Here is a 13257-nt window from a genome sequence, read left to right on the forward strand (position 1 = left end):
CGTTTGAGTTGGACGTAAACCGATTTATTCTGGATGATTAACGACCGTAAAGTTGTTATTAGCCGTGGCCGGAATGGTCGGGTGTTCTTGGAGGTAGTCGGCAATGATTTCACTCATCGCCCCCTGACTCTCCGCAATGATCTTGTCAGCGGTGTACATGGCGTAGTGCCCGCCACCGACTGCCCGGTATTGGTTTAACGCGATCCGGAGTTCCTGATCGTCCGTCACGGGTTTTCCATGATAGGTCAGGTTTTCGATGCGCTGGCCCTCAGGTTTCGCCACGTTAATCTGGTAGTCCACACCCTCGTACATGTCATAGTTATACTGACGCCGTTTGGGATGGACGAAGGCCGGGTTGACGGCAATCTGGTCGTCTTTGATCGCAAAATAGCGGGCGGAAATTTCCAACGCACCGCGGAGGTCGGCCCCGGTGATCTTTAAGAGGGACAGACCATTGGGATAGACGTAGTTGGTCATGATATTTCGCATGGTGATGGGATTTTCAAAGCCGCGAGCCTCGTCACTGAAGAGGGCCGTTGCCGAGATATCGGCGCCCATCGTGGCCATTTGAACTTTTTGGATAAATTCGATATAAGGGGTCTCGTGCATCCGTGCCGCAAAGGGATCGTCAAAGGTCATGTCGCCTTGGATGTGACCCAGTGGCTGGTCGAGCCAGTGGCCGACTTCACTGTTCAATCCGTTAGCGGCGGCGAGAACTTTGGGATCCAATGGGGCATGTTTGGTGGGAACCAGCTCACTCTCATGGCTGAGAACGGTCACGGTACCATCGGCCTGGCGTTCGAGATCTAGTGTAATCTTTCCGATGGCCTGACCGCGGAAGCCGGGTTGGGTGATCGGGGTATCAAAGACGTCGGTAGCCAATTGCCGGTGCTGGTGACCAGTGACCAAAGCGTCGATGCCGGGAATGGCCTCTAAGATGTGGTAGGCTTCGTTTTCGCCGACATGAATGTCATTGGGCTTGCCAGTGGTTAAATCGCGCTCAAAGCCCCCGTGGTAGCATACAACGACCACATCAGCCTGTTCTCTGATGATTGGCACGTATTTCTTGGCGGCCAGGTAGGCGGACTCAAATTGAAGTCCGCTGATGTTGGTGGCCTTTTCCCACTTGTAGACAGCCTGGGTGGTGAGCCCCAGAATGCCGATCTTAATGCCGTCTTTTTCAATAATTTGGTATGGTTGCCCGTATTCGGGGTCGCCGTTGTGATCCAAAATATTGGCGCACAGAATGGAACGTTTGGCGTCTTTAATGGCGGCCTGTAAGTATTCTTGGCCGTAGTTAAATTCATGGTTGCCGAGAATTCCGCAATCATAGTCGATTTGGTTATAGATGGCCATCAAGGGTGCCGGGTCGCGGTCGGGTTTGACCCGAGCCACGTAGTAGGCCAGAGGCGATCCTTCGAGAAAGTCCCCGTTTTCTACGGTGACCACGGGACCCAGGGCCTTCGCCTGCGCTTGCTCACGGGCAATGACCGTGGCAGCTCGAGCCAGGCCAAAGCCTTGGTGACTGCCTTTCTTTACATAGTTCGTCGGAAAGACATACCCGTGGGTATCGCTTGTCGATAAAATTGTCAGCTTCATGAATTCTCACCCTCCATTACGTCTAACAGACCCTGAGCACAACGCCGAATCTATAACGTGTTAAAGAAATTATAAGCTAGTTTGCTAACGGTGTAAATTTATGAGAGCGCATTCGTCCAGATTATGAGTAAATTTCTAACAAAAGCGCGGGGGATTGACTATTATCGGCTGTAATTTTTAGTTGTCTTAGTCTTTGATGCCTCCGTTGGGACGGGGTCACCCCCTGTGGGGAACGCTTGAGGCCAAAGAGCGGTCTTCAAGCTCGTTTTCAAGCCTCACCAGACCCGTGAGTCTTGGAAACGTCCCGTGCTGTAAGGCCGGGAATTTGCCGACCTAACACCACCGACACAGGGGGCGATCCCGTCCCACCTCCGGCTAACAGACACCTAGGGTAGCGACACAGATGACAGGTAATGTGGGATGGCTAAACAGGTCAAATTGACGTCGATTAATAGTCATATTGGAAATTTCGATGCGGATTTCTAATTTTTCACTAGCCCCAGCCGGAGGCCACCAGACAGAACCCCGTGTCGGTGGTCTTAGCCGAGGTTCTTTCTCGGCTTAGAGCACGGGCCAACTTTGAAACTCGTGATCTTCGAGGTTCAAGGTTGCCCTGAAGACCGCTTCTCAGGCTTCAGGTCTGCCTCACAGGGTGGCGTCTGGTGGCCGTAGGCGACATTCTTGATTCTTGATTTAAGAAAAAACGACATAAAAAAAACAGCGATCGGACCGTAATTGTCCGCATCGCTGCTAAATAAAAACACATGTTACGTTTGGAGTGGGTCGGTATCGCCGTAGCGGTCCGCCCGTTTTTTACTTTTGGAGGAGTAAAATTGGTAACTTATTCGTTGTTTAATTCGTAAGTTATGCGACTACTATAGCATTCAATTGTGAAGAAAATGTGACGCTGAGTCGTCAATCTATTCTTCTCCAGAAATTTCTTGGGTATAGAGCATCTGATCAGTCGAGACCTGTTGGTAGAGTTCATCGGCCAGCGCTGTCGGAATTTCCTTGGCAGATCGGCGTTGGCGGATGTAGGTGTACTCGTACTGGAAGGCCTGAATGAAGAGCTCACTTTGTTCGTCAGCGGCTTGGGTCGATTCAAAGCGCCGGTGGCGCGCGTTGTAGTAGTAACGAACCGCGTTGACCTCGGCTTGATTGTCGACGGTACTGACATTGGTCAGGAAGGTCATGACTTGCGCGTAAATATCCCGTTCAACCGTCATGAAGTTTTCGCGACGTTCCCGTTCGGCCGCGGAAACGTGACCTGGCCGAGAGCGGTCGTCACCACGATGGCTGTGGCGTTGGCCGGCTTGAAGTCGTTCGCGGCGTTTGCGCCGGTCACCGTGATGGGTGATGAGGTGCCAGAGTCGGTGTCCCACGAAGCGGAACCAGATGCTGGTGTTGACGAGTGGATTACGACTACTCATTTGAGATTTCATCAAGAGTAAACGCACGTAGCGGTTGGCAAAGGGGACGGGGATGGTGCCATCGTCGGCAAGTCCTTGGACCGCTTCGACTTCAATCTGAGTGGCTTGATTGAGGAGTAGCCGCGTGGCCTTTTTATCCGGCCGTGTGTTGCTCGTTTGGCTGTTTAAGATTTGAATCACTGCCTGGGCACTAGCGGGGGTGTCCGGATTCTCTTGAGCCAACCGGTCACTCGCGTAGGCCACGAGGGCCTTGCGCTCCTGTTCAAGCTGGTCGGGATCGACCGTGGCCGTCTTCTTGGGGAGAACGAATGGCAAGACGATGGTTGGCACCAGCAGACTCAGAATAATCACGACGGCCGCCACGAAGATCATGGTATTCCGGTAAGGGAAGGCTGCCCCGTTAAATGTCAGGGGTAGTGAGAAGGCCATGGCTAAGGTAATCGTTCCGTGAACGCCAGACAAGGCGCCAACCAGGGCGTTTGAGCGGCGTTCTTTAGGCTTGGAGTGGATCAGGGCCCAGTCGAAACGAATCCAGAGATAACGCAACGCGGTCATGACCACGTAGAGCACCACAGCCAGGATGAGGAAGGTTGTCAGGTCCTTGGTGTGATCCTGTTGAATATTTACCCAGACTGTCGGCAGTGTCGCCCCTAAGAGTACGAACACGAACCCATTTAAAATACTGGTGATGATGCTCCATGAAGAGCGTGAGACCAACTGGAGCTGCGTACTGGAGAGACGGAGTTGATTCGAAGAAAAGCTGTACATCAGCCCGGCCGCGACGACCGCGAGAATTCCCGAGAGTTCGAGGTGTTCGGCGGCGAGGTAGATCAGGAAGGGCACGATGATGTCGTAAGGGATGATGACGCTGGAAGAATCCATCCCACTTTGAACCAACAGGACGCGGGTCCAAACGGCTAAGCCGCCCAGGATAACCCCAATTAACAGACCACCAAAGAAAACAATGAGGAAGTGTTTAACCCCCATGCCCACGGAGAACTTACCGGTTGTGAAGGCCGCCAACGCAAGGTTGAAGGCCACTAATCCGGAAGCGTCGTTGAATAGGGATTCACGTTCCAGCATACCCATCACGCGTTCCGGCACTGCCATATTCGTGGTAATGGAGGAGACGGCGACGGCATCGGTTGGCGTCACAATGGCCGCTAGCGCGAAGGCCAGGGCCAATGGGATGCCCGCCACCATGCTGTGGGCCAGATAGCCCATGGCGACCACGGTCAAGACGGCGAGGACGATCGCCATGGACGCAATCGAACCGACGTTGCGCCGAAGATCTTTAGCGCTGGCGTTCTTCCCATCAAAGAACATGAGAGGTCCAATGATCAGGAGCATAAAGACTTCAGGTTCCAACGCAAAATGGTGGAACATGGGAATCAATGACAACAGCGCCCCAGCAAAGATCTGGTAGAATGCCTGAGGAATAACGGAGAAATAGGGATAGATGGTGTTGGCAACGATGGTCGCCAAGACGAGTAATAAGACGGAATAAAAGACTTCCAAGACAAGTTCCTCCCGAAAATAATTGATGCCACCATTTTACGCCATTCTTAGGGGGAACGGGTCGGCGATCGCTTGAAAAGGCAAAAATAACCATTTTAATAAAGCTGTGGGAGTAAATTTAACGGCTAAGTCATACTTAAAATGGATAATTTTACATAAAAAATGAATATCCATACATTTTGATGAAAAAGACACGCGTGGCGGGTTCAACCTTAACGGAACCTAAAAGCGCAAAGGATAATTGATTGAGCTTAAGAACTTTGTGGCGGAATAATGGACGAGTTAGGGGGCTTTCGTTGAATTTATCACAAGTAAAACGGTGCACGTCACCTTAGTTGTGAGGGCCAACCAACACGTTAAAAAATGATGAGGGTTATTTAGAAAGTTTCCAAAAAGGGTTGATTATTCATTCAATTGTGGTAACATATAAGTTGGTTCTACTAGATAGTTCAGTGAAACATTTCGGGGGAACCAAGTTGTCTGTGTTTCTATCGTTACTCAATCCAACGATAAGGAAGTGCTGAGATATGATTAATTTGTACATTGCGCCAAGTAGCGCATCCAGTCGGAAAGCACGCGCATGGCTTAAGGAACATGAGATTGCGTTCAAGGAACGTAACATCAAGTCTAAGCCACTGAATGCTACCGAGGTTAAACAGATTCTTCGGCTCACAGAAAATGGGAGCGAGGATATCATTTCTACCCGATCCAACATCTTCAAGCAATTGAATGTTGATTTGGATAGTTTGTCGGTCAGCCAATTAGTTGACTTAGTTGTTAAGTATCCAGACTTAATCAAGCGCCCAATCATCTTTGATGATAAACGACTTGAAGTGGGGTACAACGAAGAGGAAATCCGTCGTTTCTTACCACGTGAGGTACGGACCGCCGAATTACACCACTTAGAATCACAATTAAGCTCATAGACCTAGTCGATCAGTTCTCGGGGGAGTGCTGGTCGATTTTTTATTGACATTTTTATGATTAAACGACAAAAGTCCAGAACACGTTGAAGTGTCCTGGACTTTTTTGATCGATTAGATTTTCGGATTAGCGATGATAACCGCTAATGATTACCAACCACGACTAACTAAGCGTGTTGCCGGCGGCGGTAATTCTGAGCCATATTCCCATAACCTAGTTGTTGCAAGGTCTCCACAATCGTGGCTTCAATGGTTCCCGTGGCAACCACGTCAAACCCTGCCAATTGGGCAACAATGAGACTTTCGACGCGGTGAACTACCGTAGGGTCGTTGGTCAGTGCTGTGAGTGACCGGTGAATCTTTCGCGAATTAAACGGAATGTGCTTTCCTGCTAAGTTTTCCACGGTGAGACCACCCGGGTACATCGTTGCCTGTGATCGTCTTAAAACATCCATCGTCTCTAGCCCTCCTAGGGTTTGCCGAACCCGTTAGTGTGTCTTTTTAACGCCCGGTCAAAAATTAGTATAGGTCTATGTTACGATGAATCAGCAGAAATTACAACTAGATATAGGGCGAATGTGTGAGACTTTGCCACATATAGTATGAAAGTGACAGAACGTGGTGCTTACTTTTCAGCGTTACTTGATGCCACGGAGAGACTCTTGACTGTGAATTAACTGAGTCAGTAAGGCATTAGTTGGTGCCGGAACGCCGAGTTTCTTTCCAAGCTGGGCAACGTAACCATTTAAGAAGTCAATTTCAGTCGGCCGCTTCTTTGCCATATCTTGGTGCATTGATGGGTAATGTCCCCCATTCTTATCGGGATCGAATTGCGCGGCGATGAGGGCCGTGTCGGCAACTGCGTCGAATTGAATATGAGCGGCCTTAGCCACGGCGTCGAATTCCATTAAGACGGCATCGTTCAGCGTCCGCCAATTTGGCAGGGCCCCGAATTCCCCAATATTACAGTCAAAGAGAGTGCAGTAGGTGTTCAGCACGCTGTTTAAGGCGGCCTTCTTCCAGATAGCGGCCAGGACATTCTCAGCGGGACTGGCGTTGAGGTGCGCAGCATTCAAGGCCGCAATCAAGGCTGGCAGTTCATCGAACTTCTCGGGCACGATGGCTTGTAGGGAGATACTCCCGGTCCCGGTAACCGTGATGTGACCCGGACCCGTCAGGCTAGAAGACCAAACCGTGGTTCCGGCCACGACGCGGTCCTTAGGAACGTGGCGTTCAATGGTTTCCACATTGCCAATCCCGTTGGCCAGGGTCAAAACGATGGGCTGGTTATCCAAGATGCCACTGAGTTGTTGGAGCATCTGGTCCATTTGCATGGCCTTGGTGAAGAGAATCACCAGGTCGAAACGTTCCGTGACATCAGCGGGACGCTTGGCGGTCATTGGCGTCACGTGGTCTTGGCCGTCGTCGGTGGTGACGGTTAAGCCGTGTTCCTGAATGGCCGTGACGTGATCCTGCCAATTATCGATCAGGGTGACTTGGTGTCTGGCGTCTTGAAGTTTGACCCCGAAACGGCACCCCATGGCACCCGCACCAGCAATTGCAATTTTCATACTTGCTCACTCCTTATCACATTAGTTACTTTCAGTGTAGCGGTTTTCCGTCGCGGGCGCACGTGAAGGATTTATTAAAAACTAAGCAGCAAACTTACGATTTTAATCGCGGGATGAATGCAGGAATTTAGCATATTTTCCGAAACGTACGTTCCCCACTTGAGAGACTAAACATGGTATACTTAATCCAATCTACAGGGGAGGTATCCATTGCTTAAGTTAGGACGAACAATCAAGCTGAGACTCTATCCGGACACTGATCAAGCAGAACAATTTCTCGCGATGACCCAGGAATATCAACGATTAGCTAACATTGTCAGTCAATGGATCTTTGACCATGAGTTTCAGTTGAGCTGGTTAAAAATCGATCACCAGCTGTACAAACGATTCAGACAAGAATCAGAACTCAATAGCCAGATGATTCAGTCTGTCTTTCGAACGGTCTCAGCACGCTACAAGACTGTCCGAGAACAAATGAAACAACATCCTTATGGCTACAAGAACGAAGACAATAAATGGATTCAAGTTTCGAGAGACCTGACCTGGTTGACGAAGCCTATCCAATTTTGTCGGCCACAGGCAGACTTAGTTCGCCAGAGTAATTACTCCTTTGTAGACAAGATACAACAAATCTCAATAACCACTCTGGGTAAACGAACAAAGTTGAACTTCACTATTAAGGGATTCGAAAAATACTTTACCGATGATTGGAAGCTAGGGACTGCTAAGTTGGTTCATAACCAGGGAAAATGGCTTCTGCACATTGGTGTCACGAAAGAAGTCAGTGATTTCGATACTAAGAACAATCCGCGAATCGTAGGAATTGACCGTGGCTTGCGTTTCCTAGCAACAATTTTTGATAGTGAAGGAAAGACGCTATTCTTTGACGGGCAAAAGATCTTACATAAGCGGAAGAAGTTTCTTGAAATCCGGCGACAACTACAAAGTAAAGGTAGCAAGTCTGCCAAGAAGAAACTGAAGCGACTGGCCCAACGAGAGAACCGCTGGATGACCGATGTGAATCATCGGCTAGCTAAGACACTCGTTACGACATATGGTACGCATACGCTCTTCGTTGTGGAAGACCTGACCAATGTAACCTTCAATACTAATGACCTGCCTAAGTCCTTACGAAACAGCCATCGTTCCTGGTCTTTCTTTCAACTGGAGTCTTTCTTAACGTACAAGGCTCAGGCTATTCAAAGTGCTGTCGTGAAAGTGAATCCAGCATTTACCTCACAGCGATGTCCCAAGTGTGGCCGAGTTGAGAAGACTAACCGGCATCACGATACGCATGAATATTGGTGCAAACAGTGTCACTATCGTTGTAATGACGATCGTTTAGGAGCAATGAATATTGAGATGCTTGGGCAAGAATGGTTGAATGGTGTCAAATACCCCAAGATTAAGAAGCTAACAACTGCCGGGTAAACCTGGCAGTTAAACGGGTAGCCGTCAATTACCCGATGATGTTGCCACTACGAGTAGGAGTGCCTTAACGGGTATGTTGGACTACTGTGTCGTCAGACACGTGAGCGACAAGCCTCTGAATTCATTCAGGGGCAATTGACTTGGGTTTGACAGGGGCCGAACTAGGAGCGTAAGATAAAACGCAACCGTTTAATGAGAAAATAATGAGAATGTCAAGGAGTGGTGAGATGACCCAGAGCGTGCAAGCACAGGATTTATTTAATCTAAAATCAATCACACAACCGGTTGTGACCGGCGATCAAATCTTTTTCGTGGAAAATAGCGTCGATCAGGCCAGTAACGGTTATCGTGCGGTGGTTCACGGCGTAAGTGGCGGCGAGACCTGGACGGCAGGTAGCGTGGGTGAACAGAATACCCGACCAGCAGTAGCCGGTCAGCGACTTTACTTTGCCGCGAAGGTGGGGCAGGCCAAACCACAACTCTTTACCACGTCACTCAATGGTGGCGAAGCGCTAGCGGTGACGACCTTAATGCCGGAACAAGCTGTCAGCACGGTGCTCGCGAGTGGGGACCAACAGACCATTCTTTTCAAAACTACTGAGACTGCGGAGCAACCGAAATTCTTGCATGCCGAGGACTTTCCGCAAACGCGTCACGTTTCTCGCCTGATTAATAAGGCCGATGGGCATGGCTGGTTGCCCCAGCACGTGACCTATCGGATCTGGCGTTATCGCCCAGAGACCGATCAGCTGCGGGAGGTTCTGAGTCAGGGAACAGACTTTGACTTGACCAGTACCAATGCCGATGGCCGCTGGCTTACGGTGATTAAGGATGTCCAGCCAGACGACGACCGTGATTTCACGCGTCACGCCTATTGCTTAGACACCGCGACTCATGAGTGGATGGATCTGACCGGTGATCTCAAGGGTCAGGTGGCAGATGCCACGATTTCCGCGGATGGTCGTCGAGTCCTTGTCGTGGGTAATGATGGCTCGCATGGCTTACATACCGTGGCTAATGTTTATATTGCCAATCGTGAGACCGGCGAGTTAGTCAATCAGACGGCGTCGTTGGACGCGGATCCCGTGCCGGAATTTGCGGCTGACTTTACCCAGAACCCGAGTGGCAAATTGGCGCAGTGGTTGGATGGCCAGCACTTTGTCTTCACCGCCGCCTCTCACGGTCATAGCCAACTCTACGTGGGGGATGGTGGATTGGTTCGCCTGTTGGATGATCGGCCACGAGAGATCGTTGACTTTACAGTTCTCGATGACGATTCAGTGGTTCTCGCCGTGTCCGCTCAGGATCGGCCTAGCTTGCTCGTGCGGCATACGCTGAGCGATGGTAACGAACGAATCCTAGTGAATCCAAACGCAGCCTATGAAGACACCCACGAGTACGCACATCCGCAACACTTTACGTTTGAGGCCACTGATGGCCAAGAGTTGGAAGGTTGGTACTTGCCAGCCCAAACGACCGCTAAGAAGACGCCAGTCCTGCTCTACGTCCACGGGGGGCCGCATGCCAACTATGGGGACACCTTTTTCTATGAATTTCAGGTGCACGCCAGTCGCGGGTATGGGGTAGTCTTCTTCAATCCACGGGGCTCAACCAGCTATGGTCAAGCCTATCAGGACGCGGTGATCGGTCATTACGGTGAACACGACTATCGCGACGTGATGAGTGGTTTAGACGTGGCTCTTGCGAAATTCCCCGAATTAGATGCCGACCGCCAGTACATTGCCGGCGGATCTTACGGGGGCTTCATGACCACTTGGGCCGTGGGTCACACGGAACGCTTCGCGGCAGCCGTTGCCCAACGGTCCGTGACTAACTGGATTAGTTTGTTTGGAACCAGTGATATTGGGTTCTACTTCAATCCGGATGAATTGGCTGGGGATCTCTTCGATGAGGGTGGTGTGAGTGAGTATTGGCAACGTTCGCCACTGGCGTATGCCCAGAATGTCACGACGCCGATCCGCTTGTTACACGGTGAGTGGGACATGCGTTGTCCGATCAGTCAGTCTGAGGAATTCTTCACCGCGGTTAAACGTCACGGTGTCGATGCCGATATGATTCGTTACCCCCAGAGTTTTCATGGCGTGTCGCGTAATGGGCTACCGAGTCTCCGCGTGCAACGGTTAGATGATATGACCACGTGGTTCGATGCACATCCATCAGTTAAAAAATAGGAGAGTGCCTTCTTCCGCACGGTTCGGCAATATGAGTATAGCGATCAAAAACAGGGCGTTAGTTCCGTTGTTAACGGAAACTAACGCCTTATTGCTTATCATGATTGATAACGAGAATAATTGGGGAAAACGCCGCTATCATGGGATTCGCAACCCGTTCTGCCCGTGAGACGGGCGCAACTAGCCCGGGCAAAGTGCGGAATGTTCGTCTTTGTTTGCTAGTCGCCCCCGGTAGTTCCGCCTATAATGTGTGTTGATTAAAGGGGATGAAGGACATGGAAAATGAATTTAGTCAGCAGTTAGTGAAGATCCGCCGCCGACAGAATCTGTCGCAGGAACAGTTGGCGAGTCAGCTGTTTGTCTCACGTCAATCAATTTCAAAGTGGGAGCAAGGGGAAACGTCGCCGGATATTGGGACGCTGGTGAAGCTGGCCAATTTGTTACAAGTCGACTTGAACGAATTGGTTAGCGGTGATTCAACAGGAGAGCGTGTTCGTGACCCTGAGGTCCTGCGGCAAAAAACGTCGACCGAGAATTTCTGGGAGTTCTTGTCGAATAACTGGTGGACGGTCATTCCGATCCTGGGGATTGTGTGGTTGATGTTAAGCAGTTTTAACTGAAATTAGGGGATTAAGGGAGTCTTGTTGGCTGAAATCTGGCTGACAAGGCTTCTTTTTGTTGTTGGGTGAAGGGCTTATGAAGGAGTGGGAAGCGGCGTAACTGGCGTTGTTGCGGATTGCTGTAGACCCTTAATAAAAGAGGATCGGCTCTCGCCGCTCTTTAGTGGTGCTGGCGGCTTTTGAAACGTGTTCCCCGAGCCAGGTTCCTGCGCTTAACCCCATAACCGCAATGTCCCAGACCCGGGGACATCACGGTTATGACGTTAATGCTCAGAACCTAAGCGGCTCGGGGAACACTCTTATAAAAAAATCCCCCATCGCGACGTACGATGGGGGACACAGTCCATTTACTTATGAAGGTTAGTTAAAATTGAAATTTACTTAACGTTTGCTACGCGAGCGTAACCAACAGCGTGCCACCATGGGGCGTGAACCTTTTCAGTCACAACACCACGGTTTTGAGAATCAATCATCTTACCGCCACCAACGTAAAGGCCGACGTGAGAGATGGAGTGCTTTGAACCACCGAAGAAGACCAAATCACCCTTCTTGATGTTCTTGTAGCTAACGTGCTTGTAGTGGTTGTATTGGGCTTGGGCAGTCCGTGGAATAGACTTGCTACCACCCTTTTTGTAAACGTACTTGGTAAAGCCAGAGCAATCAAAGCGGGAAGGACCAACTGAGCCCCAACCGTAAGGCTTACCTAATTGCTTCTTGGCAACCTTATGTAATTTGCTGTAGGAAATCGTCTTTGCGGATGCACTGACCGGTTGGGTCAAGGCAAAGCCAGCCAGCACGAATGCGGCCATGGCGATCAGGGATAATGCGATTTTAGCTAACGTCTTCTTCATAAATGTAAACAAACTCCTCTTTTTTAATTAGTATTTTTAGTTTTGAAAACTTGTTCCGTTCGATTCAACAGAACTAATACTATCAGGGAGTTGTTACAGTTATGTCTCAAACCAATATCAATCACGTTAAAGGTAATATTAAGCTTTGCAACATTCCTACTTATTCGGCCGGATAGGCATGGGGGAAGTGCCGGTGTGACGCCATTTCAGGAGTCAAAACAATTTGTTGCAAACGTCGTGATCGGCGGGATTGAAAAGTGAGCATTTTTGCTTCTAAATTGAAAATTGATCGGTAATGGGTGTAATTATGGTTGGGTTGACCCTGCCTTTTCGGGTCAAATGGGAGGCTAACCTCTGCTAACCATTGGAAAATTTCACGGGTGCTGGCCTCATCATTTTCAGCGATCGGGGTCCCCCAGCGCCGAATGGCCATGTGAATGAAACGATCGGTGGGGATGGTTTTGGCTGGCAATTTCTGACCTGAAGCAATGACAATCTTCGCGGCTTGAATCGTTTCCGAGGTAAAATTATCGCCAGCGACCCCTAGATAACGGTTGAGGTTTTTCAAGTGGGTGGCCAGGATCGGAGTATTGGTAAGAATGCCAGCCGGGTTGACCTGCGCTTGAAGAGGGCCACCCGTCGGTTCAATCACGATCGTTTGCCCGGTCGGGTCGCTTAGGATCCAGTGAAAGGGATACACAGCCGTGGCTTGGCCCCAGCGGCGGTTGAGGAGCGTTACCCGTGGCAGATCAGCGATAACTTCGGCCAAGGTGGTATGTTCACCTAAGACCCAGGTGATGAAGTCTTGAGGTCCCAGATTGACTTGTCCGACGGCCGGCTGGTCGGCATAGGTCGCCGCCCCCGGCAGATACAGTTCGGCACAACTCAAGCCGGCCTCGTTGACGCCATCTCCGAGGAGGTAGGCGTGCCAATCACTGGCCCGGCGACCACCGCCTAGAATAGCGTACTGACTAGTCCGAATGGGCCCAACGGCGGGCTGCCAGTGATGTTGTCTTGGTAGAAAAACTGGACGCCACGGGGTGGTCGTTGGAAAATCCATGGTCCGGGCAAAAAAATGGTGGGCAGACGCGGTGGTATAGGTTAGACTAGTACACACGGGGA

General features: G+C 50.3%; 10 protein-coding genes. 4 read left to right on the forward strand and 6 right to left on the reverse strand.

Annotation, left to right across the window (positions count from 1 at the left end; all coding sequences use genetic code 11):
• Positions 1-24: 24 nt before the first annotated feature.
• Positions 25-1599, reverse strand: coding sequence for a bifunctional metallophosphatase/5'-nucleotidase (locus OCU14_RS02470; protein ID WP_261809647.1), 1575 nt, complete (start codon positions 1597-1599; stop codon positions 25-27).
• Between the two features lie 920 nt (positions 1600-2519).
• Complete coding sequence (locus tag OCU14_RS02475; protein ID WP_261809648.1) at positions 2520-4547, reverse strand: Na+/H+ antiporter; 2028 nt, start codon at positions 4545-4547, stop codon at positions 2520-2522.
• A 527-nt stretch (positions 4548-5074) separates the two neighbouring features.
• On the opposite strand from OCU14_RS02475, the gene spx reads away from it, so the two are divergent.
• Entirely contained in the window at positions 5075-5473 is a 399-nt protein-coding gene (gene spx / locus OCU14_RS02480; protein ID WP_261809649.1) for a transcriptional regulator Spx, read from the forward strand.
• A gap of 164 nt (positions 5474-5637) precedes the next feature.
• Here the strand turns inward: spx and OCU14_RS02485 are convergent, their stop codons facing one another.
• Complete coding sequence (locus tag OCU14_RS02485; RefSeq protein ID WP_261809650.1) at positions 5638-5925, reverse strand: EAL domain-containing protein; 288 nt, start codon at positions 5923-5925, stop codon at positions 5638-5640.
• A gap of 183 nt (positions 5926-6108) precedes the next feature.
• Positions 6109-7041: a ketopantoate reductase family protein gene (locus tag OCU14_RS02490; protein ID WP_261809651.1), complete on the reverse strand. Its 933-nt coding sequence runs from the start codon at positions 7039-7041 to the stop codon at positions 6109-6111.
• Positions 7042-7251: 210 nt separating this feature from the next.
• On the opposite strand from OCU14_RS02490, the gene OCU14_RS02495 reads away from it, so the two are divergent.
• From OCU14_RS02495 to OCU14_RS02505, 3 genes are all read left to right on the forward strand, one after another.
• The gene (locus OCU14_RS02495; protein ID WP_261809652.1) at positions 7252-8472 is read left to right on the forward strand and encodes an RNA-guided endonuclease TnpB family protein; all 1221 of its coding nucleotides are present in this window, start codon (positions 7252-7254) and stop codon (positions 8470-8472) included.
• Positions 8473-8699: 227 nt separating this feature from the next.
• On the forward strand, positions 8700-10664 hold the full coding sequence (locus tag OCU14_RS02500) for a S9 family peptidase (protein WP_261809653.1): 1965 nt from the start codon (positions 8700-8702) through the stop codon (positions 10662-10664).
• A 275-nt stretch (positions 10665-10939) separates the two neighbouring features.
• Entirely contained in the window at positions 10940-11284 is a 345-nt protein-coding gene (locus OCU14_RS02505) for a helix-turn-helix domain-containing protein (protein ID WP_261809654.1), read from the forward strand.
• Positions 11285-11661: 377 nt separating this feature from the next.
• On the opposite strand, the gene OCU14_RS02510 is transcribed toward OCU14_RS02505, so the two are convergent.
• Together OCU14_RS02510 and OCU14_RS02515 are read right to left on the reverse strand one after the other, a co-directional pair.
• Positions 11662-12135 (reverse strand): C40 family peptidase, encoded by a 474-nt coding sequence (locus OCU14_RS02510; protein ID WP_057879360.1) that lies wholly within the window; start codon positions 12133-12135, stop codon positions 11662-11664.
• A 160-nt stretch (positions 12136-12295) separates the two neighbouring features.
• Positions 12296-13252: a linear amide C-N hydrolase gene (locus OCU14_RS02515; protein ID WP_261809655.1), complete on the reverse strand. Its 957-nt coding sequence runs from the start codon at positions 13250-13252 to the stop codon at positions 12296-12298.
• Between the last annotated feature and the right edge of the window lie 5 nt (positions 13253-13257).

The sequence above is a fragment of the Levilactobacillus humaensis genome, from assembly GCF_024345185.1.
In the GTDB taxonomy this organism is placed as follows: Bacteria; Bacillota; Bacilli; order Lactobacillales; family Lactobacillaceae; genus Levilactobacillus; species Levilactobacillus humaensis.